26 protein-coding genes and 1 tRNA gene are annotated in these 26,888 nt (G+C 63.9%); 10 read left to right on the top strand and 17 right to left on the bottom strand.

Translation table 11 applies throughout. The annotated features are described in order from the left end of the window. Positions 1-77, bottom strand: a tRNA-Arg gene (locus tag AC1Q6X_RS25445). A 429-nt stretch (positions 78-506) separates the two neighbouring features. Here AC1Q6X_RS25445 and AC1Q6X_RS25440 point away from each other — a divergent pair. Both AC1Q6X_RS25440 and AC1Q6X_RS25435 read left to right on the top strand, forming a co-directional pair. Further along, complete coding sequence (locus AC1Q6X_RS25440; protein WP_492498778.1) at positions 507-3,014, top strand: hybrid sensor histidine kinase/response regulator; 2,508 nt, start codon at positions 507-509, stop codon at positions 3,012-3,014. A gap of 306 nt (positions 3,015-3,320) precedes the next feature. After that, positions 3,321-4,304 carry a GGDEF domain-containing response regulator gene (locus tag AC1Q6X_RS25435; protein ID WP_070219228.1) on the top strand — a complete coding sequence of 328 codons (984 nt, stop codon included), beginning with the start codon at positions 3,321-3,323 and terminating at the stop codon, positions 4,302-4,304. A gap of 80 nt (positions 4,305-4,384) precedes the next feature. On the opposite strand, the gene AC1Q6X_RS25430 is transcribed toward AC1Q6X_RS25435, so the two are convergent. Beyond that, the gene (locus AC1Q6X_RS25430) at positions 4,385-4,780 is read right to left on the bottom strand and encodes a hypothetical protein (protein WP_070219229.1); all 396 of its coding nucleotides are present in this window, start codon (positions 4,778-4,780) and stop codon (positions 4,385-4,387) included. Between the two features lie 310 nt (positions 4,781-5,090). On the opposite strand from AC1Q6X_RS25430, the gene AC1Q6X_RS25425 reads away from it, so the two are divergent. Beyond that, the gene (locus AC1Q6X_RS25425) at positions 5,091-5,804 is read left to right on the top strand and encodes a sensor histidine kinase (protein ID WP_070219230.1); all 714 of its coding nucleotides are present in this window, start codon (positions 5,091-5,093) and stop codon (positions 5,802-5,804) included. A gap of 74 nt (positions 5,805-5,878) precedes the next feature. Beyond that, entirely contained in the window at positions 5,879-6,394 is a 516-nt protein-coding gene (locus AC1Q6X_RS25420) for a DUF6265 family protein (protein ID WP_492498777.1), read from the top strand. A gap of 43 nt (positions 6,395-6,437) precedes the next feature. Here the strand turns inward: AC1Q6X_RS25420 and AC1Q6X_RS25415 are convergent, their stop codons facing one another. The 13 genes from AC1Q6X_RS25415 to AC1Q6X_RS25355 form a co-directional block, all read right to left on the bottom strand. Beyond that, positions 6,438-7,736 carry an NAD(P)/FAD-dependent oxidoreductase gene (locus AC1Q6X_RS25415; RefSeq protein WP_492498776.1) on the bottom strand — a complete coding sequence of 433 codons (1,299 nt, stop codon included), beginning with the start codon at positions 7,734-7,736 and terminating at the stop codon, positions 6,438-6,440. Positions 7,737-7,751: 15 nt separating this feature from the next. Beyond that, positions 7,752-8,237: a hypothetical protein gene (locus tag AC1Q6X_RS25410; protein WP_070219233.1), complete on the bottom strand. Its 486-nt coding sequence runs from the start codon at positions 8,235-8,237 to the stop codon at positions 7,752-7,754. A gap of 93 nt (positions 8,238-8,330) precedes the next feature. Next, the gene (locus AC1Q6X_RS25405) at positions 8,331-9,104 is read right to left on the bottom strand and encodes a transporter (protein WP_492498775.1); all 774 of its coding nucleotides are present in this window, start codon (positions 9,102-9,104) and stop codon (positions 8,331-8,333) included. Between the two features lie 77 nt (positions 9,105-9,181). Next, positions 9,182-10,837 (bottom strand): methyl-accepting chemotaxis protein, encoded by a 1,656-nt coding sequence (locus AC1Q6X_RS25400; RefSeq protein WP_492498774.1) that lies wholly within the window; start codon positions 10,835-10,837, stop codon positions 9,182-9,184. Between the two features lie 159 nt (positions 10,838-10,996). Further along, complete coding sequence (locus tag AC1Q6X_RS25395; RefSeq protein WP_492498773.1) at positions 10,997-12,379, bottom strand: multicopper oxidase family protein; 1,383 nt, start codon at positions 12,377-12,379, stop codon at positions 10,997-10,999. A 2-nt stretch (positions 12,380-12,381) separates the two neighbouring features. Next, entirely contained in the window at positions 12,382-13,740 is a 1,359-nt protein-coding gene (locus AC1Q6X_RS25390; protein WP_492498772.1) for a TolC family protein, read from the bottom strand. A gap of 1 nt (position 13,741) precedes the next feature. After that, a complete protein-coding gene (locus AC1Q6X_RS25385; protein WP_492405431.1) occupies positions 13,742-14,119 on the bottom strand; it encodes a hypothetical protein in 378 nt (125 codons plus the stop codon). 113 nt (positions 14,120-14,232) lie between these two features. Next, positions 14,233-14,661, bottom strand: coding sequence for a hypothetical protein (locus tag AC1Q6X_RS25380; RefSeq protein ID WP_409028322.1), 429 nt, complete (start codon positions 14,659-14,661; stop codon positions 14,233-14,235). Between the two features lie 33 nt (positions 14,662-14,694). Next, positions 14,695-15,240: a hypothetical protein gene (locus AC1Q6X_RS25375; RefSeq protein WP_492498771.1), complete on the bottom strand. Its 546-nt coding sequence runs from the start codon at positions 15,238-15,240 to the stop codon at positions 14,695-14,697. Positions 15,241-15,375: 135 nt separating this feature from the next. Next, positions 15,376-16,950, bottom strand: a complete 1,575-nt coding sequence (locus tag AC1Q6X_RS25370) for a sensor domain-containing diguanylate cyclase (protein WP_492498770.1) — start codon at positions 16,948-16,950, stop codon at positions 15,376-15,378. A gap of 155 nt (positions 16,951-17,105) precedes the next feature. Next, entirely contained in the window at positions 17,106-17,663 is a 558-nt protein-coding gene (locus AC1Q6X_RS25365) for an NADPH-dependent FMN reductase (protein ID WP_492498769.1), read from the bottom strand. A gap of 205 nt (positions 17,664-17,868) precedes the next feature. Further along, entirely contained in the window at positions 17,869-18,978 is a 1,110-nt protein-coding gene (gene alr, locus AC1Q6X_RS25360) for an alanine racemase (protein ID WP_227742002.1), read from the bottom strand. Positions 18,979-18,991: 13 nt separating this feature from the next. Beyond that, positions 18,992-20,281 carry a D-amino acid dehydrogenase gene (locus AC1Q6X_RS25355; protein WP_099411493.1) on the bottom strand — a complete coding sequence of 430 codons (1,290 nt, stop codon included), beginning with the start codon at positions 20,279-20,281 and terminating at the stop codon, positions 18,992-18,994. A 106-nt stretch (positions 20,282-20,387) separates the two neighbouring features. Here AC1Q6X_RS25355 and AC1Q6X_RS25350 point away from each other — a divergent pair, with 106 nt between their 5' ends. From AC1Q6X_RS25350 to AC1Q6X_RS25335, 4 genes are all read left to right on the top strand, one after another. Beyond that, entirely contained in the window at positions 20,388-20,888 is a 501-nt protein-coding gene (locus AC1Q6X_RS25350) for an Lrp/AsnC ligand binding domain-containing protein (RefSeq protein ID WP_070222192.1), read from the top strand. A gap of 148 nt (positions 20,889-21,036) precedes the next feature. Then, positions 21,037-21,384 (top strand): hypothetical protein, encoded by a 348-nt coding sequence (locus AC1Q6X_RS25345; RefSeq protein WP_070222194.1) that lies wholly within the window; start codon positions 21,037-21,039, stop codon positions 21,382-21,384. 95 nt (positions 21,385-21,479) lie between these two features. Further along, positions 21,480-22,046 (top strand): carboxymuconolactone decarboxylase family protein, encoded by a 567-nt coding sequence (locus AC1Q6X_RS25340; protein ID WP_492498768.1) that lies wholly within the window; start codon positions 21,480-21,482, stop codon positions 22,044-22,046. Between the two features lie 91 nt (positions 22,047-22,137). After that, complete coding sequence (locus AC1Q6X_RS25335; RefSeq protein ID WP_492498767.1) at positions 22,138-22,998, top strand: tetratricopeptide repeat protein; 861 nt, start codon at positions 22,138-22,140, stop codon at positions 22,996-22,998. On the opposite strand, the gene AC1Q6X_RS25330 is transcribed toward AC1Q6X_RS25335, so the two are convergent. Next, positions 22,975-23,943 carry a GlxA family transcriptional regulator gene (locus AC1Q6X_RS25330; protein WP_492498779.1) on the bottom strand — a complete coding sequence of 323 codons (969 nt, stop codon included), beginning with the start codon at positions 23,941-23,943 and terminating at the stop codon, positions 22,975-22,977. The two genes, AC1Q6X_RS25335 and AC1Q6X_RS25330, sit on opposite strands and share 24 nt — an antisense overlap. Positions 23,944-24,082: 139 nt before the next feature. Between AC1Q6X_RS25330 and AC1Q6X_RS25325 the strand changes: the two genes are divergently transcribed. Beyond that, complete coding sequence (locus tag AC1Q6X_RS25325; protein ID WP_492498766.1) at positions 24,083-24,721, top strand: cysteine hydrolase family protein; 639 nt, start codon at positions 24,083-24,085, stop codon at positions 24,719-24,721. A 54-nt stretch (positions 24,722-24,775) separates the two neighbouring features. Continuing rightward, positions 24,776-25,336: a YdcF family protein gene (locus tag AC1Q6X_RS25320; protein WP_492498765.1), complete on the top strand. Its 561-nt coding sequence runs from the start codon at positions 24,776-24,778 to the stop codon at positions 25,334-25,336. 19 nt (positions 25,337-25,355) lie between these two features. Here AC1Q6X_RS25320 and glpK read toward each other — a convergent pair whose 3' ends face one another. Continuing rightward, positions 25,356-26,849, bottom strand: a complete 1,494-nt coding sequence (glpK, locus tag AC1Q6X_RS25315) for a glycerol kinase GlpK (protein WP_121669953.1) — start codon at positions 26,847-26,849, stop codon at positions 25,356-25,358. Between the last annotated feature and the right edge of the window lie 39 nt (positions 26,850-26,888).

Below are 26,888 nucleotides of genomic sequence, written 5' to 3'. Positions count from 1 at the left end.
TGGTGCGGCTGGCAGGAATTGAACCCACGACCCCTTGGTTCGTAGCCAAGTACTCTATCCAGCTGAGCTACAGCCGCGCAGGCAAACATTATAGCGTATTCATTTCGCTTTGAAAAGTTCGATTTTTCAATCGCTTAGCTGATTTTGCAGAATACCGCCCCGCATGATCGACTACCTTTTCACTGCCAAAAAAGCTGACGCCTTTTTATCGCATGGCACTTCTGCTTCCACAGCCGCGTCCAGCGAATCGAGGAGTTGCTGCCTCGAAAGAAGCGGGATTATAGGGACTGCTTTCCAGCCTGTCCAGTGCTATCTGCAGGCGGCGCGCAAGCGTGCGGTGGCGGTGCCCCGCTTGGGGCTACAATACCAGCCAGACAGGGGCGCTTTTGCCTCCCCTGATGCATGACGGCGGACATTGAGCATCATGACCTATTTAACTGAGCTTAGCGACGGCGGCCCGGCGGGACAAGCGCCCGTGCGGCAGATTCATTGTTGCAGGATTTCCGATGGCCAAGCATGACCGCGAGCAAGATCTGCTTCCCCCATCAGCGCCGCTGAGCCTATCCGACGAGCGCCTGTCCAACTTGCTGGAAGGCATTACCGACGGCTTTTGCCTGCTCGACCGCGACTGGACCATCCGCTACCTCAATACGCGCGGCGCCGCCATGCTCGCGCCGCAACACGCGCCTGGCACCAGCCTGGCGGGGAAGAACCTGTGGCATGCCTGCCCCTCCCTGCATGGCACGGAACTCGAAACCCAGTACCGGCGCGCCATGGCGCAGCAGCTCAGCTGCAGTTTCGAACTGCCGTATCCGCCGCTGGGGCGCTGGCTGGAAGTGCGCATCTTCCCTTCCAGCGAAGGCTTGACCACGTATATCCAGGACATCAGCCAGCGCAAGGCGGCCGAGGAAAACTTGCGCCACAGCGAGGAAGACTTGCGCGCACTGGCCAATTCCATCCCGCAACTGGCCTGGATCGCCAGCTTCGACGGCACCATTGCCTGGTACAACCAGCGCTGGCACGACTACACGGGCACCACTGCCGAACAGATGGCGGGCGACGGCTGGAGCATCGCCTATGACGCGCAGCACCTGCCTTCCATGCTGCAAGCCTGGAAGGCCGCCTTGCGCGAGGGCACGCCCTTCGAAATGGAGTTCCCCATCCGCGGTGCCGACGGCCAGTACCGCTGGTTCCTGACGCGCGCCAATCCCGTGCGCGACCGGGGCGGCCAGCTGCTGCGCTGGTTTGGCACGAGCACCGACGTCGACCAGGTCAAGCGGGCGCAGGAAGCCTTGCGCGATGAAACGCGCGTACTCGAGCTGCTCAACAATACGGGCGCGGCCCTGGCCAGCACCCTCGACTTGCCGGCCCTGCTGCAGGAAACCGTCGATGCGGCCACGCGCATCAGCGGCGCGCGCTTCGGCGCCTTTTACTATGATGATGCGGGCGATATCCACGACGATCCCGACGCTCTGCCCGCGGCACGCGCCGTCAACGGCATCAGCCTGCGCCAGGCCGATGCCATCGCCACGGAACTGCGCCAGGGAGCGGCCATGCGCCAGAACGACTTGCTGGCCGCGCCCGACGCCAGCGCCGGCGGCGCGCCGCCGCTGCGCAGCTGCCTGAGCCTGCCCGTCAGTTCGCGCTCGGGCCTGTTGCTGGGGCGCTTGCTGCTCGGCCATCCGCAAGCGGGCATGTTCAGCGCGCGCAGCGAACGCATCGTCTCGGCCATCGCGGCCCAGGCCGCCGTCGCGCTCGACAATACGCGCCTGTACGCGGCCGCCACGCGCGCCGCCGAAGAGCGCAAGGTGCTGCTCGACAGCGAACGCGAGGCACGCGCCGACGCCGAGCGCACGAACCAGCTGAAAGACGATTTTCTCGCCACGCTGTCGCACGAACTGCGCACGCCGCTGTCGGCCATCCTGGGCTGGGCGCAAGTGCTGCGGCGCGGCACGCGCGACCAGGCCGACCTGCACCGCGGCCTGCAAAGCATCGAACGCAATGCGCGCGCGCAGGCGCAACTGATCGAAGACTTGCTCGACATGAGCCGCATCACTTCCGGCAAGGTGCTGCTGGATCTGCAAACCATCGTGCCCGCCAGCATCATCGCCTCGGCCATCGAAACCCTGCGCCCGGCGGCCGACGCCAAGCACATCGCCATCCACAGCAACATCGCCAGTGATGCTGGCAGGATCACGGGCGACCCCAGCCGTATCCAGCAAGTGATCTGGAACCTGTTGTCGAATGCCCTGAAGTTCACGCCGCAAGGCGGCCGGGTCGAGATCGGCGTGCGCCGCGAGGCAAGCCGCCTGGCCATCACGGTGAGCGACAACGGCGTCGGCATCAAGAATGACTTCCTGCCCCACGTGTTCGACCGCTTCCGCCAGGCCGACGCCTCCACCACGCGCCGGCATGGCGGCCTGGGGCTGGGACTGGCGATCGTCAAGCACCTGGTGGAGCAGCATGGCGGCACGGTCACGGTCAGCAGCGCCGGCGACATGCAGGGCGCCAGCTTTACCGTGCGCCTGCCCCTGGGGACGCGAACCGCGCCGGCGCGGCCAACGGGCGGCGACTTGCCCGCCAGCCATGACTTGCGCGGCGTCACCGTCCTGCTGGTCGATGACGAGGCCGATGCGCGCGAACTGACGGCGCGCATCCTGCGCGACAGCAACGCCGAAGTGCATGGCGCCGGCAACGTGGCGCAAGCGCTGCAACTGCTGGACCAGGTACACCCGCATGTGCTGGTCAGCGACATCGGCATGCCTGACGCCGACGGTTTCGACTTGCTGGCGCAAATCCGCGCGCACGCCTCCCCTGATGCGGCCCGGCTGCCCGCGCTGGCGCTGACGGCGTTCGCGCAACCGCAGGACCGCCAGCGGGCACTGGCCAGCGGCTTCCAGGCCTGGGTCTCGAAACCGCTCGACCCGGCCGAACTGCTGGCGGCCGTGGCGCAACTGGCCGCAACGCGCTCCCTCGCGCAGCGTCCTGAAGAGGGCAGCAATACGCCGCCCTAAAAAGATGATGCAAAGAAATACATGATGCAGTACAAAATGACTATTTTCATGGGCTAGCCTTCCTACTTTCAGACGCGGCTCTGTCCTACAAGCAACTAAGCTAAAGTTTGCTACACTGAAATGCAGAAACGCACCTGCACGGCAGGCTGGAGATGGCGGCCTGGGCCGGCGAGAACGTCAGAAGCGAGCTCAAGCGCTGTTGTGCGCCCTAACTTGTTGCAAGGCGCTACTATCTTCCCCACTGCCGTCAGCCCATCATCTGCGGTGGAAGCCAGCGTTGCATAGACCGTATAACCGAGACCTTACATGCCCAGCCAAGATGAGATTTTGAAAGCCAAAATTTTGGTCGTCGACGATTCACCCGACAATGTTGACCTGATGCTGGAAATCCTGCGCGATGCCGGCTACACCAATGTGACCGCCACCATGCGTCCGGCCCAGGTTTGCCCCCTGCACCGGGAGCATTGCTACGACCTGATCTTGCTGGATCTGCAAATGCCGGAACTCAATGGTTTCCAGGTCATGAAAGGCTTGAAGGAAATCGAGCATGGCGGCTACCTGCCCGTGCTGGCCCTGACGGCACAGCCGAGTTTCAAGATCGCCGCCCTGGAAGCGGGCGCGCGCGACTTCATCAGCAAGCCCTTCGACCTGATGGAAGTGCACAAGCGCATCCACAACATGCTGGAAGTGCGCCTGCTGTACAAGGAACTGGCCCAATACAGCAAGCAGCAGCAGGAACTGGCGCTGCACGATCCGCTGACGGGCTTGCCGAACCGGCGCCTGCTGGAAGACCGCATCGAGCATACCTTGCAGCAATCGGCCCGCAGCCGCGGCAAGTCGGCCATCCTGTACCTGGACCTGGACGGCTTCAAGGCCATCAACGACAGTTACGGCCACGGCTATGGCGATGAAATCCTGAAAATGGTGGCGGCCCGCCTGGTGAGCGCATCGCGCAAGGAAGACACGGTGGCGCGCATCGGCGGCGACGAATTCGTCATCGTGCTGGGCAACCTGGCCGGCAAGGGCGACGCACGCGAACCGGCCGCCAAGCTGATCGAAGTCATTTCCGAGCCGTATTTCATCAACGACCTGACCCTGCGCCTGTCGACCAGCATCGGCATCGCCATCTACCCGGACGACGCCAGCACCGTCGAATCCCTGCTGGGCGCGGCCGACACGGCTCTGTACGAAGCCAAGCGTGCCGGCAAGAACCGCTTTTGCTGCATCCCGCACGAGGTGATCGCCTCGCAGGTGAATATGCAAAAAAACAACATTCCGTCGATCGCCTGAGTTTTTACGCCGCACCGCACATGAAAAAAACCGGCAAGCCACGTTGATGGCTTGCCGGTTTTTTTCATGAGCACGATGTTTTATTTCTTGCCAGCCGTCACTTCATGCTGGCCCGCATGCTGGTGGTCCGTTTGCGCATCGACGGTTTCCGGCGGTACTTCGATGCGCGTGATGCCGGCATCGACGGAGATCGGGTCGCTGGCGGGGAAGGTCATTTCCACGGCGTCGTCAAGCAACTCTTCCTTGGCCCGCTCTTCGCCGCTCATGCCTTCTTCATCGGCCAGGATGGCCAGCGCGCTGGCCCATTTCACGAAATTAAGGTTGGACAATTCACGTACGGTGGTCACGCCAAACGCTTGCTGCAAGGCCTTCGCATCCTTCGCGCTGACGCCGCGCAAGGCGCTGATGGGGGCATTGACGATGTCGCGGAAGCTTTTGTCGAGGTATTCCTTGTCGACGATGGTTTCGATATTCATGGCATGTCCTTTCGTTTCGGTAAACGGGCCTGTACTGCACCCTGCGCCGCGGGGCGGCTATGCTGCATGGAAAAATGCACAACCCCACTATGGCAGCGTGTGGCGTCCCGGTATGTGCGCAGCCGTACGTAAAGACGGGAACAACTTCCTGCTGGCGCAAACAGAAATATTGCCTATCATATAAAAATGATGGGAGGAGATTAAAATTGCCGAAAAGACAGAAATTTTCCATCCATGCGCCCCGCGATGAAATCATCATGTATGATCCACAACTTGAATTTGGTCCACCTTTCACCATTCACGGGGCGCTATGTCCGCACAAACAGATCCGAACAAGGAAGCGGCCCAGGCCGATGCGGAACGCGCCGCCGATCTCAGCGAGTTGCTCGGTCATGTCAACACCAGTTGGGACAATGAACGGCGCGCCCTGTCGCGCCAGCTGCACGACAGCCTCGGCTCGTCGCTGACGGCGCTGACCATGCACCTGTCGCTGCTGACGCAAAAAATGCCGCAGGAAGCGGCCTTGCTCGACCGCGCCGCGACCATGAAGCAATTGCTGCTGAATGTCATCGAGACCAACCGGCAAATGCAGATGAAGCTGTGGAACGACAAGCTGGAGTTTCTCGGTGTGAATGTGGCGCTGGGCGAGCTGGCTGCGCAATTTGCGGAACAGCACAAGATCACCGTGCGCTGCAGCCTGCCCGAAGATGAACTGATCTGCCCGCGCAACGTGGGCGTGGCCCTGCTGCGCACCCTGGAAGAGGCGCTCAGCAATATCGCCGCGCACGCGCAGGCAAGCGAAGTGGATATCATCATTGACGACAACGACGAGGCGCTGATGATGACCGTCAAGGACAACGGCAGCGGCTTGCCGGCCAGCGTGCCCGTCGAAATGAGCAAACACGGCCTGCGCGCCGTGCGCGAGCGCGTGCATTACCTCGGCGGCAGCCTGAGCCTGACGGCGAATCCGCAAGGCGGCATGGCCCTGACCGCCGTCTTGCCGCGCATTAGCCCGAAAGAATAATCCCTGCCAGACAGCATCGGGCCGGAACATCGCCGGGCACCCTGCCCCGCTCAACGATACGACAAGGAGACCGCATGCAACGACTGATCCCCACCCTGCTGGCAGCGCTGCTGGCCATGGGAGCCGCCCAGGCCGCCGACAAGACCGTGCCGCCGCCGGAAACCGTGGACAAGCTGGCCTGGCTGGCCGGCTGCTGGAACGTCGACGGCGCCGAACCCGGTTCCGGGGAACAATGGAGCACGGCCGCCGGCGGCACCATCCTCGGCACCAGCCGCACCGTCAAGGGCGGCAAGACGACGGCCTTCGAATTCGTGCAGATCCGCCTCACCGAACCGGGCCAGCTGGCCTACATCGTGCAGCCGTCGGGCGAGCCACCCGTGATCTTCAACCTGCTGCGCCAGGACAAGCCGAATGAATTCATCTTCGCCAACCTGGACAATGACTTCCCGAGCCGCATCACCTACCGCCATGACAGCGAGCGCATCTTACACGCCAGCATCACCGGCACCTTGAAGGGCAAGCTCACCACCATCGCCTTCCCCATGACGCGGGGCCGCTGCGACGCGGCGCCCCTCGCGCGCGGCAAATAAAAAGGGGCCGCAAGGCCCCTTGTTTTGTTACGGCGCAAACTGCTTAATGCAGCTTGACCTGCGGCGAGCTGCGCTTGATCAGGAAACGGCCCATGGCCATGACGGCCGTGCGCACGGTGCCCAGCACGGCGTTGTGGTGCATCAGGTGCAGGCTCACATACATCATCCGCGCGACAAAGCCTTCGACGAACCAGCTCAGGCCCTTCAGCGACCCCATCAGGGTGCCGACCGAGGTGGTGCGGCCAAACGACACCAGCGAACCGTAGTCCAGATATTCGTACGGCCTGGTTTGCGGCGGCTTGCCCTTCGCCTGCAGCAGGAACGTTTTCAGCAGGTAATCGGCTTGCTGGTGGGCAGCCTGGGCGCGCGGCGGCACCAGCTTGTCGTCGGGACCCGTACAGGCGGCGCAATCGCCCAGCGCGAAGATATTCGCATGGCCCTGCACATTGAGCATGCCCGTCACTTCCAGCTGGCCGGCGCGGTTGGTAGGCAAGCCCAAAGTGGACAGGAATTCCGGCGCGCGGATGCCGGCGGCCCACACGCAGATGTCGGCCGCATAGCTGGTGCCGCTGGCCACCGTCACCTTGTCGGCTTCGATCGTGGTGACGCGCGTATCGGTCACCACCGTGATGCCATGCTGGTGCAGCAGTTTCGAGGCGGCAAGGGAGACGCGCTCGGGCAGCGGCGCCAAAATGCGCGGCGCCCCTTCGAGCAGGGTGATGCGCACATCCTTGATGGCGTTGAGATTCTGGAAACCATACGCGGCATACACGCCGCTCGCTTCGCGCAATTCGGCCGCCAGTTCCACGCCCGTCGCGCCGCCGCCGATGATGACGATGTCGACGCCGGGATGGCCCGCGTCGCCCTGGCGCTGTTCGGCCATGGCCAGCAGTTTCAGCAGGGTCAGACGGAAACGTTCGGCGTCTTCCGTGGCATTGAGGGAAATCGTGTTTTCCTGGGCGCCGGGTACGCCGAAGTAATTCGAGGTGCTGCCCACGGCCAGCACCAGCTGGTCGTAGCTGACCTGGCGCTGCGGCAAGAGCTGCTCATCCTTGTCCGTGGCGATGGCGCCCACGGTGAGGCTGTTCGACGCTGCGTCGAGCCCGATCAGGGGACCATAGACATAGGTAAAACCATTGTCATGCGCCAGCATCTGGTACGACAGGCCCTCTTGATGAATGTCCAGGGTGCCGGCCGCCACTTCATGCAGTGACGGCTTCCAGATATGGTACAGGCGGCTGTCGACCAGGGTGACCTGGCCGGGGCCGAGCTTGCGGCTGAGTTTGCAAGCCAGCTCCAGGCCGCCTGCACCTCCTCCTACGATAACGATTTTACTATGCAAAGATCCTCCTGCTTGTTAATCCCTGTGCCCGTTGCCGTTGCCGTTGCCACGACCATTGCCATTGCCATGGCCTTTGCCGGGCTTGTCATCATGCTTGTCGCGCTTGTCATAGTGCTTGTCATGCTTGTCGTCATGACGGTCGCGGTCGCCGTAATCGGGACGGCCATGGTCGCCATGCTGCTGGCGGTAGCGGGGCACATATTGGTTGTTATACCAACCATCTTGGACGAAATATACCTCTTGGTTACAGGCATTATACTTGCGGCAGTGCTTGGACCAGTGTTTCGCATGGCCGGGCGGTACGCGCAGGTAGATCGGGGCGGCCGAATAGTATTGCGGGCGCTGCACGATGACGGGTTGGGCGTAGATCAATTGCGGCGCGGGATAGTCGCCTATGTCGATGCGGCCGTAAAAGCCTGGCTGGCCGACGGTGACGGAAACCTGGGCAACGGCGGCGGTACCTGCCGACAGCAGGACGGCGGCGAGAATGAGGGTTTTCATGAGGACACTCCTTTTATCAGTTATGCCGCAATTGTAGACCTTGTGTGACTAACTGTTTGTTCGCAAGGACACATAAGGAATCCCGTCGCAATCTCACCACAGTTTGCCCAAAGGCACTACCAAGCCGCTGAACAGCGACCAGTCCGGCGACGCCGCCGTCAAGCCACGCGCCATGCCGATATCGATGGCCAACCGCGGCGTGGGGCTGTAGGTGGCAGCCAGCAGCAGCTGCGCCGTGGCTGGCGCGCCGCGCAGGCGCGTGCCCGACACTTCCGCCGTGGCGCCCCAGCGGTCGCTGACGGGCGTGGAAAAGGAGGCCGCCCAGCCCGTTTGCACCCTGCCCGTGCCAGGGTCGGAAGCCCCCAGGCGCGTGGCGTTCAGGTTGGCGTCCATGTGCACGGCGCCCAGGTCGCGGCTGAAGATACCGTTCAACGAGACGTCGCTCTTGCCGCTGCCGATGCTGTCCTTGGCAGTGGGCAACTTCCAGCCCAGTTCCAGGCCCAGCGCCGTGGCGCTGTCGAGCAAAAAGGCGCGTTTGAGCACGACCGTCGTGTCGCCCACGCCCGTCTCGCGCCGGCCCGTGTCATCGCGCGCGCGCACGAAGCCCTCACCTTCGAGCAGCACGCCCCATTCGGGCGTGAACGCCAGCTTGAACGTGTACGGCAAGCTGGCGCGGCGCGCGTCGTCCGTTTTCGACAGCAGGCCGCCCGCCTCGAATTCCAGCTGGCCCGGCACGGGCAGCTGGGCGGGACTGGCCACCGATGGACGATAAGGCAGGACGGGATCGCCCTCCTGCGCCTGCGCCAGGGGCGCCAGCGACAGCAGCAACAGGGAAAAACCGAAGGAGGACAGGAAAGAAGATGGCATGGGGAAACCGGAAGTGGCAAACGCGCAATAGCGACAGCCTACCACCGCCGCGCCGATTGCGCCCGAGCCAGCCGCCGTCAGGCCAGGCGCCGCACATCCTGCCGGGCGGGCGGCACTGGCCGGCGCAGCGGCGTGACATTGCTGGCCGCCGCCACGGCGATGCGTTCGGCCTGGGCATGCAGGCGGAACACGCCCACCAGTTCCGTCAGGGTCTGCGCCTGGTCCTGCAGCGATTCGGCGGCGGCTGCCGCCTCTTCCACCAGGGCCGCATTCTGCTGCGTCACCTGGTCCATCTGCAGCACGGCCTGGTTGACTTGCTCGATGCCGGCGCTTTGCTCGGCGCTGGCGGCCGTGATTTCCTGCATGATATCGGCCACCTGGCGCACGCTGGTCACCACCTCATCCATCGTCCTGCCCGCGTCATGCACGAGTTTGGAGCCGATTTCCACCTGTTCGACGGAGTCGCCGATCAGGGTCTTGATTTCCTTGGCGGCACTGGCAGAACGCTGGGCCAGGCTGCGCACTTCGGATGCCACGACGGCAAATCCCCGCCCTTCCTCGCCCGCCCGGGCCGCTTCCACGGCCGCGTTCAAGGCCAGGATATTCGTCTGGAAGGCGATGCCGTCGATGACGCTGATGATGTCGACGATCTTGCGCGACGACGCATTGATCGATTCCATGGTCTGCACCACCTGCCCCACCACGGCGCCGCCCTTGCCGGCCACATCGGACGCGGCACCGGCCAGCGCATTGGCCTGGCGCGCATTGTCCGCGTTCTGCCGCACGGCCGAGGTCAGCTGTTCCATCGAGGACGCCGTTTCTTCCAGCGAACTGGCCTGCTCTTCCGTGCGCGACGACAAGTCGAGGTTGCCCTGGGCGATTTCGCTCGAGGCCGTGTTGATGGTGTCCGTACCCGAGCGCACCTGGCTGACGATGCCCACCAGCTTGTCGCGCATGGCTTTCATGGCGAACAGCAGGCTGGCATTGTCATGGGTGGCCGTGCGGATATCGATGGTGAGATCGCCCTCGGCGATGGCGCCGGCGATCCTGACGGCGTACGCCGGTTCGCCGCCGAGCTGGCGCGTCAGTCCGCGCGTGATCAGCGCCCCCAGCGCCAGGCCGGCCGCCATGCTGCCCAGCACCAACGCGATCATGAAACTGCGGCTGGCCTGGTACACGCCCGAGGCCTGCTCGGAAGCCGCCTTGGCGCGCTCTTCCTTCTGCAGCGAAAGTTTATCCAGCATACCGTCGAGTTCATCGGCATGCTGGCGCGTCTTGTTGAGCAGTTCGACCAGTTGCGCGCTGCGCTGCGCCAGCGGCTCGGCCGCCGCCAGCGCCAGGGCTTGCTGCATGGTGGCAATGTACTCCGCTTCGACAGCGGCGAAGCGGGCAAACAATTCCTTGGCGGCCGACGTGACGAACAGCGGCTGGGCCTTGGCCAGATAGCTTTTATTTAGCTCGAGGAATTTGCCGATGTCGGCCTGGCGCGTGGCGCGCTCCTCGGCGGTCGTGGCCAGCAAGAAATTGCTGCGCGCGCGGCCCACCTTGATCAGGGCAATATTGGCTTCCTTGATGTACGACAGCCCCAGCAATTCATGGTTGTACATCTGCCCCGCCATGGTATCGATCTTGCCCATGTTGAAGATGCCGATGCCGGCCACGATGGCCCCCATCAGCGCGACGCAAAAGAAGGCAGCGAGCAGGCGCGTCCCCACTTTCATTTTACTCAACATGTTTCCTCCAAGACAAGACGGTAGCCAATAATTTAAGCTATGACTTGAATATAAGGAAAAAACTGTCACTAAAATGCTCGGATTGTCACTAACCGACAATTCCTTGATACAAAGCAACATGTCCCGGGGCGTGCCATGCTAGCAATCCCCGGGAGAGCGTCAATGGCCGCTGTGCCCGCCTGGCTTGCGCACCGTCATTTCCACGCCGCTTTTTGCCGCCAGCTTGCCCGCGCCCTGGCCCCGCACCGGTTCCGGCAAGGCGCCCGTCCATTCATAGGCCACGCTGCCGGCCGGGTGCTTGTACCAGCCCGGGTCGCGGTAATCGCCCGGTTTCTGATCCTTGCGCACCTTGACCGTGGTAAACATGCCGCCCATGCCGATGGCACCGAAGGGACCGTCGCCGGCCATCATCGGCAAGGTATTGTCGGGGATCGGCATCTGCATCTCGCCCATGTCGGCCATGCCCCGTTCGCCCATCACCATGTAGCCGGGCACGAGCTGGTTGATCTTCGCCGCCACGCCCTGGTGGTCGACGCCGATCATGGTGGGCACGTCGTGTCCCATGGCATTCATCGTGTGGTGCGACTTGTGGCAGTGGAAAGCCCAGTCGCCGAGGTCCGTTGCCGTGAACTCGACGGCGCGCATCTGGCCCACGGCGATATCGGTCGTCACTTCGGGCCAGCGCGATTCGGGGCGCGTCCAGCCGCCATCGGTGCCCGTCACCTCGAATTCATGGCCGTGCATGTGGATCGGGTGGTTCGTCATGGTCAGGTTGCCCACGCGCACGCGCACCTTGTCGCCCTGGCGCACGACCATGGGGTCGATGCCGGGGAAGACGCGGCTGTTGAAGGTGAACAAATTAAAATCCGTCATGGTCATGATCTTCGGCGTGTAGCTGCCCGGATCGATGTCATAGTTGCTGAGCAGGAAGACGAAATCACGGTCCACCTTCATGAAGTTCGGATCTTTCGGGTGCGTGACCCAGAAACCCATCATGCCCATGGCCATCTGCGTCATTTCATCGGCATGCGGGTGGTACATAAAGGTGCCGGGCCGCTTGGCGACGAATTCATAGACGAAGGTCTTGCCGGGAGGAATACCCGGCTGGGTGAGGCCCGTGACGCCATCCATGCCGTTCGGCAAGCGCTGGCCATGCCAGTGCACGCTCGTGTGTTCCGGCAACTTGTTGGTGACGAAGATGCGCACGCGGTCGCCCTCCACCACTTCGATGGTGGGACCGGGCGACTGGCCGTTGTAGCCCCACAGGTTCGCTTGCATGCCGGGCGCCAGTTCGCGCACGACGGGCTCGGCCACGAGATGGAATTCCTTGACGTTGTTGTTCATGCGCCAGGGCAAGGACCAGCCATTGAGGGTGACGACGGGGTTGTACGGACGCCCGTTCGGCGGCGGTGGCGGCGCTTTCGTGTCTGCGCCGGCCATGCTGACGGCTTCCGGCAGGGACGCCGCACCGACTCTGCTCACCGCTGCCGCACTCAGGGCGACGGCGCCCGCATTCATGAAAAAGTTTCTACGTGTAATCATCATTATTCCTTGTTGGCTGGGCCGCTGCCATTGATGGCGCCTTGCAGTTCGGTTTGCGCGATCCAGAAATCGCGCTGGGTTTCGATGGCGCTGTTCACGCTGGCGACTTGCTCGCGCGCATCGGCCAGCAGTTCGAACACGCTGGCCAGCATGCCGTTGTAGCGCAGCAATACTTCATGCGATATCGTCTTGCGCAGCGGCACGACTTCATCGCGGTAATGGCGCGCCAGGTCGTAGGCCGTGCGGTAGCTCGAATACGCTTCGCGCACTTCCGAGCGGGCCTTCACCGCCGTGCCCGCCGTGCGCTGCAGCGACTGCTCGTACAGCGCTTGCGCCTTCGCATTGCGCGCCGAACCCCAGTCGAACAGCGGCAATTCCAGCGACACTTCATAGCCGTTTTCGCGCGGCGCCTCGCTGCTGCTCTTGTTGGTGTAGCCTACATCGAGCACATTGATGAAGCCCGTCACCTTGGACAGGCCCAGCGCATCGGCCGTGGCATGGGCGTCAAGTTTGCTCATCTGCACGTCGAGGCGCTGCTCCATCGCCTGCGCCTCGATATTGCCCGCCTCCGCCGCCTGGGCCGGCAAGTCGGGCAGGCGCGACGGCAAAGTAAAGCTGGTCTGCTTGCCCCACAGGCCCAGCAAGCGCGTCAGGTGTTCGCGCGTCACCAATGCCTGGTGGCGGGCGCGGGCCAGGTCGCCGACGGCGTCCGCATAAAACACTTGCTGGCGCGCCTGGTCGAGGCGGCTCCAGTTGCCCGCCTGCCGCAAGCGAGTGGCCAGTTCGGCGCCCGCCTCGGCCGACAGCAGCGCCCGCTGCATGAACGCTTCCGTCTGCACGGCGGCTACGGCATTGAAGTAGGCGCGGCGCGTCTCAAGCGCCAGCTGCACGGCGCTGCCGGCGGCCTGCAGCTTGGCTTGCTCGAAGCGGCCCCGCTCGATGTTCACGCGCATCGGCATGGTCAAGAGGCCCGCCAGGTCGAAGCTGACGCCGCGGTCGATTTCAGTGCCGTGGCTGCCGTGCGAACGGCCGAAGGACAGGCCGGGATTGCGCAAGCGTCCCGCCTGCACCAGGTCCGCCTCGGACGCGCCCAGTTCGGCCAGCGCCACTTTCATGCCGTGGTTGTTCATCAGGGCGATGCGCACGGCGCTGTCGGCGTCCAGGGGCTGGGCCAGCAGGGAAGCCAGCTTTTCCTCGCCGCCCTTGTCCGTCAATGCCGCGGGGGCGCCCGTGCGGGCGTCTGCCAGCGCGGACACGGCCTGCATGCCGCCATCGGGGCTGAAGCTGGCGCAGCCGCTGAGCAGCAAGACGGCCGCCAGGGCCAGCGGCGTGAGGCAAGTTGATTTTGTAAAACGTGCCATCTCAGTGTCCCTCATGCTGGTGTTGCGGGGCGGGCTGGGCGGCCGGCTTGGGGCCGGGCTTCTCCATCGGCATCTTGTGGCCTTCCATCTTGTGCCCCTCCATCTTGTGCCCCTCCATCTTGTGGCCATCCATCTTCATCATGCCCATGTGGCCGCCGGCCTTGCCGACTTTGTCGTTGACGGCGCGCCAGGTCTGATCGGGCGTGGCGTCGTCCTCGGCGGCGGGACGGTAGCCGGCGAAGGCGGAGCGGTAGGCGGCGGCCGGCACGGGCGCTTGCGCCTCTTGCGGGGCGGATGGGGGCCGCGATTGCGCGGCGGCAGGCGGCAGCGAGGCAAGCGCAATGCCGGCAGCCAGCGCGAGGCTGAATAATTGCTTCATGGTATTCCTTGAATGACGGGGTATGGCGCGGCGGGCGCGCGACGGGAACGCTGGTGCGGCCAAAGCAACGTGCAGGGACGTGCGACGGCGGCACCGCCAGGTTCAACGGGCGGTCAGGCGGAGCGCGTGCTTCTCGGGGGACGTTCGGGGCCAGGCGGGATATGCCCGGCGAACAGGGAATCGGGCGCCAGCGCCGGGGGCGGCGCGCGCAGGGTCAAGGCGTGCAAGGCAGGCATGCCCGGGGGGGCAGTGGCGCCCACCGTGCAGGCGCCGTGGTTGCTGCAATCGTGGCCAGGGTGGCCGGCGCCGCCATCGTCCATGGCCATTTTTAGCGGCTGGTCCTGCATGTGGGACATGCCGGCCATGTCGCCCATGTCGTGGCACTGGGGCGCCTCCATCGCTACGGCGGTGACGGTGACCGCTGCCGCCCGCTCGTCCACGCAGCAGCTGCGCATGGCCGACGCAAAGCCCTGCAAGGGCAAGGTGACGGCAAGCAGCCAGAGCAGCGAGCGGGCGAGAAAGCGGAAAAAGGCACGGTTCATGGCACGACTATAAACCTTCCCACATGAGGAAGGTCAAGTGCCTATTTGATCTCGCCGGCCCTGCGTCAGCCAGATGATGTAGGTGCCGTAGTAGCCCTGCCCTTCCAGGATGACCTTGCCATCGGCAAAATGGATTTTCTCCACTTTATTGACGGTAAAGTACGCGCGGCCATCGGCCGCCTCCACGTCGCCCAAGCAACGGGCGCGGGGCCGGCAGTAGCCGCTGGCGCGCCCGATGGCCCACATCAGGTCGCCGATCATGAAGTCGTCAATCATTTCGGCCAGCAGCGGCCGGTGACCCGCCAGCATGGCCGTGATGTCGGGGTAACCGGCGTCCCTGAGCTCGGGCAAGTCGCTTTCCTCGTACTGCAGATCGTCTTCGCGGCAATCCTGCACGAAACTGTTGAACGGTTCGTCGAGCAGTCCCGCCAGCGCAGCTTCCGGCACGCTCAGGCGGAACGGGTGCAGCGGCAGCACGCTGTGCTGACCGTAATTGAGTTCGCGACAGTCGAGCAAGGCCAGCGGGTGGGGCTGATCATGGACCTCGCAGCGGATGCCAAGTTCTTGCTCAAACGTCATCAATATTCACCGTTGCCATGCACATTGTCCCCGTTGTACACCATCAGGGCCATATGGTAAGCGCTGTCGGGCAAACGGGACAGGCTCAGATGCAACAGAAAACAACGGATCAGTTCATCCCGCGCGGCACGCCTGTCAGGCGGGTTCCGTGATGCCCACGCAATTGCGCCCGTTTTCCTTGGCCACGTACAGGGCCGCGTCGGCGGCGAGCAGCACGGCGTCCGTGCTGCGCTCGCCGTGCGACGATGCCACCACGCCCAGCGAGACCGTAATGGCGCCCGCGCCGGGAATCACGGCGGCGGCCACCTTGGCGCGCAGGCGCTCGGCCACCTGCATGGCCACGTCCAGGTCGGCATCGGGCAGCAGCATGATGAACTCGTCGCCGCCATTGCGGCACAGAACGTCGGCATCGCGCGAACAGGCGCGCATCAGCTGCGCCAGGCGCAGGATGACTTCATCGCCCACGGCATGGCCCCATTTATCGTTGACTTGCTTGAAATGGTCGATATCGATGGCGATGACGGAAAACGGCCGCGCCTGCGCCTGCCAGACGTCGAGCGCCGCCGCCATGCCGCGCCGGTTCGAGAGGCCCGTCAGCGGGTCCGTCTCCACGTCGGTCTTCAACTTGCCGATCCTGTTCTGCAACAACGCCAGGCCCTTCAACAAGGCTTTCTTGATCTGCGCCGCCTCCACATACCAGGCACGGATGGAGGCGATGTGCTCGCTCGTACCGGGCACATCCATGCGCCGCGCCCCCTCGGCCAGTTGCATCAGGGGCCGGGAAATCAGGCTGGCCAGCCACCAGATGAATGGCAAACTCAGCAAGGCGATCGGCAGGGAATGCCATACGGTATTGGCCATCAGCTGGTTCAGCGGGGCCAGGGTCATGGCCGTGGGACGCTGCGCCACGATGCCCCAGCCCGTCGACGGCATGACGGCGTAGCCGGCCAGCATGTCCACGCCCAGGCTGTTATGCATGCGCCGGTTGCCGCCGCCCCGCTGCGCGATGATGGTGTCGATAACGTCATTGCGGCCGGCCACGTCGCCCAGGCGCTCGGGGTCCGGGTGGTACAGCAGGCGCCGGTTCTGGTCGACCACGTACAGGTAGGAGCCGTCGCGGTAGTAATGCTGGCCCAGCATGGTGTACAGGATATTTTTCTGTTTCAGGTAGATGCTGCCGCCCACGTAGCCGAGGTAGCGGCCATCCTTGCCAAGGATGGGATGCGAGATGAACACCACCAGATTGCCGACCGAAGATATGTACGGCTGCGTCACCAGCGGGCGCCGTTCGCGCAGCGCCTGCGCGGCGCCGGCCGAGTCGAGCGTGCGGTTTTTCAGGGCCAGGGTTTCCGGCGACACGCCCAGCACCTTGCCTTGGGCATCGACGATGAGCACGGAATTGAAACTGTTCGTCTGCAGGCGCAGGCGCTGCGCCTCTTCCGTCAGCCATTGCTCGTCGTCCATGCGCGACGGCAGGCTGCCGGCGCTGTAGGCCAGCTGCTGGCGCGCCGACTGCAGGAAATCCTCGGCCGTGCTGGCCAGCTTGCTCGCGTAGGCGTGGTTCGCTTCCAGGGTGGTATCGATCAGCAGCTGGCGCTGCACGCTATAGCTGGCATAAAAGGTGTTGGCCAGGGACACCAGGGCGCTGGCAAAGGCCACGAGCACGATCAAACGGCGCAAGTTCATGCGCGGAACAGGTTTAGTCCACATGGAGTCGGCAGGAAATTGGAAAGTATTGCGCTACAGAAAGGGCGCATTATACCGAGACAGCCGTGCCAATATTGAAATCCTGGCATCGTTGCTCAAAGAATGTGAACAAGCGGCAACGCTGAGCGCTGCCGCCTTGACTTGCATCAAGCGTGGAATCAAGCGTGGATGGCGTGCTTGCGGATCCAGTCCACGTAGCGCTGCATCCAGCCCTGGAAGAAACCGAGGCTGGCCGGACCGATGCCGCCGTGCTCGTCAAACAGGCCGTCCTTGGCCTGGATAAACATTTCAGGCTGCCCCAGCAGCGGCACGTCCAGGTAGGCGAGCACATTGCGCAAATGCTGCTGCGCCAGCGCCGTGCCCGTGGCACCGACGGACACGCCGAGCACGGCACCGGGCTTGCCGCCCCACACGCTCTGGCCATACGGACGCGAGCCGTGGTCGAGGGCGTTTTTCAGCACGCCGGGGATCGAGCGGTTGTATTCGGGGGTGAGGAAGAGCAAGGCTTGCGATGCGGAAATGTCGGATTTGAGGCGCAGCACCTGCTCGGCCTGCGCGCCATCGTCATCCTGGTTGTACAGCGGCAAATCGCCGATTTCAATGTACTTGAAGGAAAACTCGGGCGGCGCCAGCTTGATGATGGCGTCGGCCAGCTTGCGGTTGAAGGAATCCTTGCGCAGGCTGCCGACGATGATAGCAACGTTATATTGACTCATAGAAATCCCCGATGATGGTTAAAAAAAAAGCCCTGAGGTGCGATGCACGTCAGGGCTATCTTGCCACACAATCATCGGTTTCGCGCTGCTTAGCGTGCGAAACCAGCGCACCTGAAAAAATGCTCAGGGCTAGGCGCCTTGCCGAAGACAGTACGAATGTACGGCAAGGCAAGGCAACAACGCCATGGGCGTTTTGGCAGGTGCGCTAACGTGCCAGGCCCCGGTACTCGCGATAATAACGTCCGCCCAGGTTCGTCAATACCTCGTAGCCGATGGTATTGGCCATGGCCGCCACGGCATCGACCGGGTGTTCGGCGCAGATCAGGTCGACCAGGCTGCCCGGTGCGACGCGTTCCTCGGCGATGGCGCTCACGTCCAGGGTGATGGAATCCATCGAGATGGCGCCGATCTGCGGCACTTTCACGCCATCGACGATGGCCAGGCCCTGATTGCTCATGCTGCGCAGCCAGCCATCGGCGTAGCCGACGGAAACCGTGGCCACCTGGCGCGGCTCGCTGGCCGTGTAGCGGCGGCTGTAGCCCACGTGGTCGCCGGCGGCAATCGTGCGTGTCTGCAAGACCTTGCCTTGCAGCCGCACCACGGAGCGCAGCGGATTCGGTTCGCCGCCCTGCGGTCCGATGCCGTACAGGGCCGCGCCCGGTCGCACCAGGTCGAAGTGGTAATCGGGCGACAAGAAGATGCCCGAGGAATTGGCCAGGCTGGCGCGGTACTGCGGCAAACGGGCGCGAATGGCGATGAAACGGGCCAGTTGCTCGCCATTCATCGGGTTGGCTCGCTCGTCGGCGCAAGCCAGGTGGCTCATGACATAGCGCACATTGATGCCGTCGAGAAAGTGCGGGTCCAGCAGCCAGCCGTCGATTTCCTGCGGCGACAAGCCCATGCGCGACATGCCCGTGTCCACCTGCACGATCGCGTCCAGGGTGGTGCCCAGCGCTGCTGCGTGCCGGCGCCAGCCCGCCACCTGCGGCTCGCTGTTGAGCACGGGCGTCAGGCCATGGGCCGTGAATTCGCCTTCCGTGTCGACGGGTGGGCCGTGCAGCACGAAGATGGCCGCGTCCGGCGCCACGTGCGGGCGCAGGCTGATGCCCTCTTCCAGGTGGGCCACGAAGAAATGGCGGCACCCTTCTTCATACAGGGCCGCGCCCACTTGCGCGGCACCGAGGCCATACGCGTCGGATTTCACGACGGCTGAGCAGGCGGCCGGGTGCGCCTTGTCGCGCAGCAAGCGGTAGTTGGCGCGCACGGCATCGAGGTCCACCGTCAGGATGGCGCCGCTACGTTCCTTTGGAGGCATGCTTCCCGCCATCTCAGGCTCCCGCGTATTGCAACTTGCCGCCGCGCTGCGCGCCGCTGTAGCGGCTGACGGACAGGTCGTCGGCCAGAATGGCCGGCTGTTTCGACGACATCAGGTCGGCCAGCAATTGCGCCGAACCGCAGGACATGGTCCAGCCCAGGGTACCGTGGCCCGTGTTCAGGAACAGGTTGCGCAGCGGCGTGCGGCCGACGATGGGCGTGCCGTCCGGCGTCATCGGGCGCAAGCCCGTCCAGAACGTCGCCTCAGCCGTGTTGCCGCCGCCGGGGAACAGGTCGTTGACGACCATTTCCAGGGTTTCGCGGCGGCGCGGATTCAGGTTCAGGTTGTAGCCGGCGATTTCCGCCATGCCGCCCACGCGGATGCGGTCGTCGAAACGCGTCACGGCAATTTTATAGGTTTCATCGAGGATGGTCGACACGGGCGCCTTGGCCGCGTTGACGATGGGCACGGTGATCGAATAGCCCTTCAATGGATACACGGGAATGTCGAGCAGCGGCTTCATGAAGCCCGTCGAGTAGGAACCGAGCGCCACGACATAGGAATCGGCCTTGACGATTTCCGCGCCGCATTGCACGCCGGCGATTTCATCGCCCTGCGTCAGCAATGCATCGATGGAGACGCCATAGCGGAACTTCACGCCCAGCGCCTCGGCCATCTCGGACAGGCGCGTGGTAAACAGCTGGCAATCGCCCGTTTCATCGTTGGGCAGGCGCAAACCGCCAAACAGCTTGTCCTTGACAGCTTCGAGGGCCGGCTCGGCGCGCGACAACTCATTGCGCTGCAGCACTTCGTACGGCACGCCCGCGTCTTTCAACACTTCGATATCCTTGGCGGCGTCGTTGTATTGCTTTTCCGTGCGGAACAATTGCATCGTGCCTTGCTGGCGGCCTTCATACGTGATGCCGGCCTCGGCGCGCAACACCTTGAAGCAGTCGCGGCTGTACTCGGCCAGGCGCACCATGCGTTCCTTGTTCACGGCATACGCTTCCGGTGTGCAATTACGCAACATCTGCCACATCCATTTCAGCTGGGCGGCGCTGCCGTCGAGCGAGATGGCCAGCGGCGCGTGGCGCTGCATCATCCATTTCACGGCTTTCAGGGGAATGCCGGGCGCGGCCCATGGCGAAGCGTAGCCGGGCGAGATTTGCCCCGCATTCGCAAAGCTGGTTTCCAGTGCGGGGCCCGGCTGGCGGTCGATGACGGTCACCTCATGTCCTGCCTTGGCCAGATAGTAAGCACTGGTGACGCCGATGACGCCGCTACCCAGAATCACGATACGCATAGTTTCCTCATTATATTTTTTTAGGCTGACGCCAGATTAACCGCTATCATATTGGGAAAGAGCCAGTATTTGTTCACGTATAAATCGAGATATTCAGCAATAAATCATGAGAATCCTTAAAGAATCGGCACGTGGCCTCGACAAGCTGGACCGCCACATCCTGCGCATCCTGCAGCAGGATGGCCGCATCTCGATGAAAGACCTCGGTGAACAGGTGGGCTTGTCGATCACGCCGTGCATCGAGCGGGTCAAGCGCATGGAGCGCGACGGCGTCATCACGGGCTACCACGCCAAGGTGAACCCAGCCGCGCTGGGCGCCAAGCTGCTCGTCTTTGTAGAGATTACTCTCAATCAAAAGTCGGCGTCCGCCTTCGAGCAATTCCGCCGCGAAGTGCTGCAGATTCCCGAAGTGCAGGAATGCCACCTGGTGTCGGGCGACTTCGATTACCTGATCAAGGCGCGCATCCATGAAATGGCCGAGTACCGCAAGCTGCTGGGCGACATGCTGCTGCAGCTGCCGGGCGCCGCGCAATCGAAAAGCTATGTGGTGATGGAAGAAATCAAGGAAACCCTGGCACTGTCGACCGACGTGCTGCAGAACCGGTAAAAGTACCGTCAGCCGGCACCACCGGCATCATTTTTTGCGCCTTTGTATAATCTTGTAGCACATTCGCGGCGACGCAAGCACACTCCCGGCATGACATCACGCCCGTCCCCTCTGAGATTGGAAGCAGTGATGCACACCGGGAGTCCCTATGAACACATTGATCAAACTGGCAGCTTCCTGCCTCGCGGGCCTGGCCGTGGCCATGTGCACCGCCAGTGAATACAAGGTCAACCGCGCGCCCGACAACGGCGCCATCTATCAAAACATCAAGGTCGGCAAGACCACCCGCCTCGACCTCGACGCGGCTCTGGGCAACGCCACCGTCGTCAGCTTCGATCCCGGCTATGAAGTCTGGGTCTACAAGAACCAGCTGCAAGCGCCCAAGGTGACTCGGCTGATCCCCCTGCTGGGCGAAAAAGGCACGCGCGAAGTGGCCGTCATGTTTGACCAGGCGGGTGTCGTGAAGAAATTCCGCATTCACGAGCCGCGCAAGTAGGCGCACAGCGAACGGGCGCCGCCTGCCACGCTGGCTGGCTATACTGGCTGCTGGCTCCCGCCGCCCACCGCTCACCTACCCAGCAAGGAGTTCCCATGCGCCTGCCCCTGATCGCTCCGCAAGACCTGACGCCCGAACAGCAGCCGCTGTACGACGATATGCGCAAAGGCATCACCAGCAATTTCAACGATTTCATCGCCGTGCGCGAAGACGGCGCCCTGATGGGGCCATGGAATCCGTGGCTGCACGAACCGGCCATCGGCAAGGCCATCTGGGACCTGACCCTGGCCATGACGGCCAACGCCACGCTGCCCGATAACGTGCGCCAGATTGCCATCCTGGTGGTCGGCGCGCGCTACAACGCTGCCTATGAAATCTATGCCCACATCGCCGTCGCAGAGCGCGAAGGCATGTCGGCCGAGCGCCTGGCCACGCTGGTGGCCGACGTCAAGCCGGTCGACCTCGACCAGCATGAGAGCATCGCCTACGATTTTGCCTACGCGCTCAGCGGCGGCGGCACTCTGCCGGAGCCGCTGTACCGCCTGGCGCTGGCCACCTTTGGCCAGCACGGCACCAACGAACTGATCTACCTGGTGGGCCTGTACGCGCTGGTCTCGACCACCTTGAACGGCTTCAACGTGCCGGTGCCGGAACGCGACTGAAGGGCCTTGCCCCCTCACTTGCCCCCTGCGATGGGAAACGCCGGCGGATGCGCTCTTGCTCTACACTGGCGTTTTATCCTCGGCAACTTCCATGCAACCACCTGCAAACCTCGCCCACATCTCCGTCGAACAAGACTGGCAACACACGACTGCGTATCCACCGCTCGGCTTCACCCCGTTCGCCGAAGGGGCGCTGGGCAATGGCGATACGTTCGGCCTGTACTGGCCCATCGGGCGCGAAGCGTACGAACCGATCGTCGTCGAAACGTGGCACGACGAGTGGCGATTGCAGCCGCACTTTTCCAGCCTGGCGGCGTTTCTGTCAGCCTACGCAACGGCAGAAGACGAGTACGTCGCCACACCATCGCTGGCCGACGACCCCGCTTCCCCGCGCGCCGCGTTCCTGGAGGCCAAGGAACTGATTGCCCAGCGCAACTCGGACGCGGCCATCGCGCTGCTGGAAGCGGCGCTGGCCATCGCTCCCGAATACACGGACGCCTTGACCTTGCTGCACGGACAGTATGTGCGCGCGGGAAGAATCGACGAAGCCGTCAAGCTGGCCATCCAGGCCATCATCTCTCCACCGTCGTTTGGCGGCCCGCCATTGAAGGCCTTGCAATGGCTGCGCTCGCAGCCGGTACCGGACGGGGAACCAGACCCCATCTGGCGCGCCTGCGGGCAATTGTCGTTCAACTTCGGCGGCAGCAAGGAAAATGCGGATTACCCCGTGCTGCTGGCCGCCATCGACACCTATGTGGAACAAGGCAAGCATGTTTCCGCCTCGACCCTGATGCAGACGTATGCCGAACTGATGAGCGCAGAAACCGTCTCGTTCCAGGAACGCTACGCCTTCGAACCGACCGCCTTCATCGCGCGGCAAATCGCCGTCAGCGCGCAGCTGCCCAACGGCAGCCGGGACACATCCACGCTATGGCTGCCTGATCTGGTCTGATTGCTGCCGGAACAGCTTGCGGTACGCCGACGGCGACGTCTGCAAGCTGGCCCGGAAATGCTGGCGCAGCGACAGGGCCGTGCCGAAGCCGGCTTCTTGCGCCACGACATCGATCGAGGCCGCGCTTTTTTCCAGCAAGCTTTGCGCATGCGCCAGACGCTGGTTCAATAGCCACTGCTTGAACGAGGTGCCCGTCGCCTGGCGGAAGTGGCGCGTGAAATTGCGCCGGCTCATGGCGGCCCGCTCGGCCAGCGCATCGATGCTGTGCGCCTGGCCCAGGCTGGCCGTCACGCAGGCAAGCACTTCGGCAAAGCGCCCTTCGCTGCCGGACACGGGCAGCGGGCGTTCGATGAACTGGGCCTGCCCGCCCTGGCGGTGCGGCGCCACCAGCAGCCGGCGCGCCACCCGGTTGGCCACCTCGGCGCCCGCCAGCTGGCGCAGCAGATACAGGCAGCAATCGAGGCCGGCCGCCACGCCCGCCGACGTCAGCACGGCGCCATCGTCCACGTACAGCACTTCCCGGTCCACCCTGACCCTGGGATAGCGGGCCGCCAGCCGGTCCGCCATGCCCCAGTGCGTGGCGGCGCTCTTGCCATCCAACAAGCCTGCCTGCGCCAGCGGAAACGCGCCCAGGCACAGGCCCACCATGCGCGCGCCGCGCCCGCTGGCCGCCTGCAGTGCCGCGACCAGCGATGGCGCCGCGTCGCGGCAATCGTCGTGCCAGGACGGCATGATGACGATATCGGCGCCCTCCAGGCCTTCCAGGCCGAACTCGGGCGTAATGGCGAAGCCGGCCGCCGTGCGCAAGGGCGCGGGGTCGGCGGCACAGACGCGCACGTGGAAAGGCGGCAGATCGGCCTCGTCCGTCTGGGCGCCAAACACGAGACAAGGCACGGACAAGTGGAAAGGCGTCATGCCGTCGAAGGCGATCACGGCCACGCTCAAAGGCGAAGAAGAAGAAATGGCAGGCATGGCCCGATTTTATCGCAGATAGGCCTTCGGGCCACTTTTTGTTTATGCCGTGCGGCTTGAAAATGGCTGTATCGGGGAAGTCCTTCCTCTTTCAAACATTCAGGAGTCAAGCATGTCCACCACTACCGCACCGCGCCGCGCCCTGCTCGTCATCGACGTGCAAAATGAATACTTCACGGGCGACATGCCCATCGAATATCCGTCCGTCGACATTTCCCTGCCCAACATCGTCACCGCCATGGCCGCCGCCCGCGCCGCCGGCGTGCCCGTCATCGTCGTCCAGCACGATGCGCCGGAAGCCTCCCCCATCTTTGCAAAAGGCAGCGACGGCTGGCAGCTGCACCCGCAAGTGGCCGCCTTTGCCGCCGACCACCGCATCAACAAGAGCATGGGCAGCGCGTTTGCGGGCACGGACTTGCGCGCCTGGCTGGAGAACCGCGGCATCGACACCCTGACGGTGATCGGCTACATGACGCACAACTGCGACGCGGCCACCATCTACCAGGCCGCGCACGACGGCTTGCAAGTCGAGTTCCTGCAGGACGCCACCGGCACCCTGCCCTACGCCAATGCGGGCGGCACGGCCAGCGCCGAGGAAATCCACCGCGTCTTCAGCACCGTGTTCCACTCGAATTTCGCCGCCGTCGCCAGCACGCAGGACTGGCTCGATGCCGTACGCGCAGGCAAGCCGCTGGACAAGGATAATATTTATCTGTCGAACCAGCGCGCACGCAAGGCGCAGGCGAACTGACGCCGACGGGAATGGACGGGTATCATGCGTCCATTCCCAACTTGATGATGAACGATGCGAAAAATAACTGTGCTGGGCTTAAGCACTGCCGGTGCTTTCCTGCTGGCTACGGCCGCCCTGGTGCTGGCGGGCCTGAACGACAAGCTGGCCCCGGCCGACGTGATCGTCGTGCCCGGCAACACGATCCTGCCCGACGGCACGCCCAGCCCCCGCCTGCAGGCGCGGCTCGACGCGGCGCTGACACAGTTCCAGGAACACCGCGCGCCGCGCATCCTCGTCAGCGGGGCGACGGGCAAGGAAGGTTTTGACGAGGCCGCGGCTATGGCCCGCTATCTGCAATCGCGCGGCGTGCCGGCTGGCGTCATTATTGAAGATAATCAAGGCTGGACGACGGACGCCACGGCACGCAACGCTGCGGCCCTGATGCGCCAACACGGCTGGCACACGGCCATGGTGGCCACGCAATACTTTCACGTGCCCCGCTTCCGGCTGGCGCTGGAGCGCAGCGGCATCACCGTCAGCGGCCACGTGCACGCGCCCTATTTCGAGCTGCGCGACCTGTATTCCGTGCCGCGCGAAACGGTGGGCTATGCCGTGTATTTCATGCGCCATTGATCCTGGCTTATTCCCTGACTCACTCGCTCCAGTCGCGCGAGCGCTCCACCGCGCGCTGCCATTTATGCAAGCGCGTCAGCCGTTCGTCGGCCGCCATCTTCGGCTCGAATCGGCGTCCCACCTGCCATTGGGCGGCGATCTCGTCCTGCGAGGCCCAGAAGCCCACGGCCAGACCCGCCAGGTAGGCGGCGCCCAAGGCCGTCGTTTCCGTCACCACGGGGCGCACCACGGGGACATTGAGTATGTCGGCCTGGAACTGCATCAGCATGTCGTTGCGGGCCGCGCCGCCGTCCACGCGCAGCTCGGATAGCGCAATGCCCGCGTCGTCCTGCATGGCGGATAACACATCAACGTTCTGGTAGGCCACGCCCTCCAATGCGGCGCGCGCGATGTGCGCCTTGCCCGTGCCGCGCGTGATGCCGATCAGGGTGCCCCGTGCATACGGGTCCCAGTACGGTGCGCCGAGCCCCGCGAAGGCGGGCACGAAGACGAGGCCGCCCGAATCGGGCACGCTGGTGGCCAGCGCTTCCACTTCGGACGAGTCGCGGATGATGCCGATGCCGTCGCGCATCCATTGCACGGCCGCGCCCGCGATAAAGGCGCTGCCTTCGAGCAAGTAATCAGTCTTGTCGCTGCCGGCGCCCAGGCTCCAGCCCACCGTCGTCAGCAGCCGGTTTTTCGATGGCAGCGGGCGCTTGCCCACGTTCATCAGCATGAAGCAGCCCGTGCCGTAGGTATTTTTCGCCATGCCCGGTTTCAAACAGGCCTGGCCGAACGTGGCCGCCTGCTGGTCGCCCGCGATGCCGGCGATGGGCACGGACACGCCCAGCAATGCCGCATGCGTGTGCGCGGCCACGCCGCTCGATGGCACGACGTCGGGCAGCAGGGAGGCGGGAATGTCCAGCAGCGCCAGCAAATCCGTGTCCCACTGCAAAGTATGAATGTTGAACAGCATGGTGCGCGCCGCGTTGCTCGTGTCCGTCAAGTGGGCGCCGCTCATCTTGTAGATCAGCCAGCTGTCGACGGTGCCGAAGGCCAGCTCGCCCCGTTCGGCGCGGGCGCGGGCACCCGGCACGTTGTCAAGCAGCCATTTCAATTTAGTTGCGGAAAAATAGGCGTCCAGCACGAGGCCCGTTTTTTGCTGGATCACGTCCGCCTTGCCCTGCTCCACCAGCAGCTCGCAGAACGCGGCATTGCGGCGGTCTTGCCAGACGATGGCGTTAGCGACGGGTTCGCCCGTGGCGCGGTCCCACAGCACCGTCGTTTCGCGCTGGTTGGTCACGCCGATGGCGGCCACGTCGCTTGCCGCCACGCCGCTGTCGCGCAGCACCTGCTGCAGCACGCCCTCTTGCGAGGCCCAGATGTCGCCCGCGTCATGCTCGACCCAGCCCGGCTGGGGGAAAATCTGGCGAAATTCGCGCTGCGCGCTGGCGTGCGGCCGGCCCGCATGGTCGAACAGGATGGCGCGCGAACTGGTGGTGCCCTGGTCTAAAGCAAGTATGTATTTGGTCATGGTCGCTACTACGGCTATACAGTGAAAAAAGGGCACGGA

The organism is Janthinobacterium sp. GW823-FHT06H09 (assembly GCF_058794735.1).
The sequence above is the reverse complement of the archived record's forward strand: the minus strand, read 5'-3'. Positions and strand labels throughout refer to the sequence as shown.

What these genes read in the sequence shown, in the direction of transcription:
- AC1Q6X_RS25380 (WP_409028322.1), bottom strand. Translation starts at nt 14,661, where the DNA reads ATGAACCGTGCCTTTTTCCGCTTTCTCGCCCGCTCGCTGCTCTGGCTG.
- AC1Q6X_RS25435 (WP_070219228.1), top strand. Translation starts at nt 3,321, where the DNA reads ATGCCCAGCCAAGATGAGATTTTGAAAGCCAAAATTTTGGTCGTCGAC.
- AC1Q6X_RS25355 (WP_099411493.1), bottom strand. Translation starts at nt 20,281, where the DNA reads ATGCGTATCGTGATTCTGGGTAGCGGCGTCATCGGCGTCACCAGTGCT.
- AC1Q6X_RS25375 (WP_492498771.1), bottom strand. Translation starts at nt 15,240, where the DNA reads ATGACGTTTGAGCAAGAACTTGGCATCCGCTGCGAGGTCCATGATCAG.
- alr (WP_227742002.1), bottom strand. Translation starts at nt 18,978, where the DNA reads ATGCCTCCAAAGGAACGTAGCGGCGCCATCCTGACGGTGGACCTCGAT.
- AC1Q6X_RS25350 (WP_070222192.1), top strand. Translation starts at nt 20,388, where the DNA reads ATGAGAATCCTTAAAGAATCGGCACGTGGCCTCGACAAGCTGGACCGC.
- AC1Q6X_RS25325 (WP_492498766.1), top strand. Translation starts at nt 24,083, where the DNA reads ATGTCCACCACTACCGCACCGCGCCGCGCCCTGCTCGTCATCGACGTG.
- AC1Q6X_RS25430 (WP_070219229.1), bottom strand. Translation starts at nt 4,780, where the DNA reads ATGAATATCGAAACCATCGTCGACAAGGAATACCTCGACAAAAGCTTC.
- AC1Q6X_RS25320 (WP_492498765.1), top strand. Translation starts at nt 24,776, where the DNA reads ATGCGAAAAATAACTGTGCTGGGCTTAAGCACTGCCGGTGCTTTCCTG.
- AC1Q6X_RS25340 (WP_492498768.1), top strand. Translation starts at nt 21,480, where the DNA reads ATGCGCCTGCCCCTGATCGCTCCGCAAGACCTGACGCCCGAACAGCAG.
- glpK (WP_121669953.1), bottom strand. Translation starts at nt 26,849, where the DNA reads ATGACCAAATACATACTTGCTTTAGACCAGGGCACCACCAGTTCGCGC.
- AC1Q6X_RS25410 (WP_070219233.1), bottom strand. Translation starts at nt 8,237, where the DNA reads ATGAAAACCCTCATTCTCGCCGCCGTCCTGCTGTCGGCAGGTACCGCC.
- AC1Q6X_RS25390 (WP_492498772.1), bottom strand. Translation starts at nt 13,740, where the DNA reads ATGGCACGTTTTACAAAATCAACTTGCCTCACGCCGCTGGCCCTGGCG.
- AC1Q6X_RS25385 (WP_492405431.1), bottom strand. Translation starts at nt 14,119, where the DNA reads ATGAAGCAATTATTCAGCCTCGCGCTGGCTGCCGGCATTGCGCTTGCC.
- AC1Q6X_RS25425 (WP_070219230.1), top strand. Translation starts at nt 5,091, where the DNA reads ATGTCCGCACAAACAGATCCGAACAAGGAAGCGGCCCAGGCCGATGCG.
- AC1Q6X_RS25405 (WP_492498775.1), bottom strand. Translation starts at nt 9,104, where the DNA reads ATGCCATCTTCTTTCCTGTCCTCCTTCGGTTTTTCCCTGTTGCTGCTG.
- AC1Q6X_RS25440 (WP_492498778.1), top strand. Translation starts at nt 507, where the DNA reads ATGGCCAAGCATGACCGCGAGCAAGATCTGCTTCCCCCATCAGCGCCG.
- AC1Q6X_RS25345 (WP_070222194.1), top strand. Translation starts at nt 21,037, where the DNA reads ATGAACACATTGATCAAACTGGCAGCTTCCTGCCTCGCGGGCCTGGCC.
- AC1Q6X_RS25335 (WP_492498767.1), top strand. Translation starts at nt 22,138, where the DNA reads ATGCAACCACCTGCAAACCTCGCCCACATCTCCGTCGAACAAGACTGG.
- AC1Q6X_RS25400 (WP_492498774.1), bottom strand. Translation starts at nt 10,837, where the DNA reads ATGTTGAGTAAAATGAAAGTGGGGACGCGCCTGCTCGCTGCCTTCTTT.
- AC1Q6X_RS25370 (WP_492498770.1), bottom strand. Translation starts at nt 16,950, where the DNA reads ATGTGGACTAAACCTGTTCCGCGCATGAACTTGCGCCGTTTGATCGTG.
- AC1Q6X_RS25395 (WP_492498773.1), bottom strand. Translation starts at nt 12,379, where the DNA reads ATGATTACACGTAGAAACTTTTTCATGAATGCGGGCGCCGTCGCCCTG.
- AC1Q6X_RS25420 (WP_492498777.1), top strand. Translation starts at nt 5,879, where the DNA reads ATGCAACGACTGATCCCCACCCTGCTGGCAGCGCTGCTGGCCATGGGA.
- AC1Q6X_RS25365 (WP_492498769.1), bottom strand. Translation starts at nt 17,663, where the DNA reads ATGAGTCAATATAACGTTGCTATCATCGTCGGCAGCCTGCGCAAGGAT.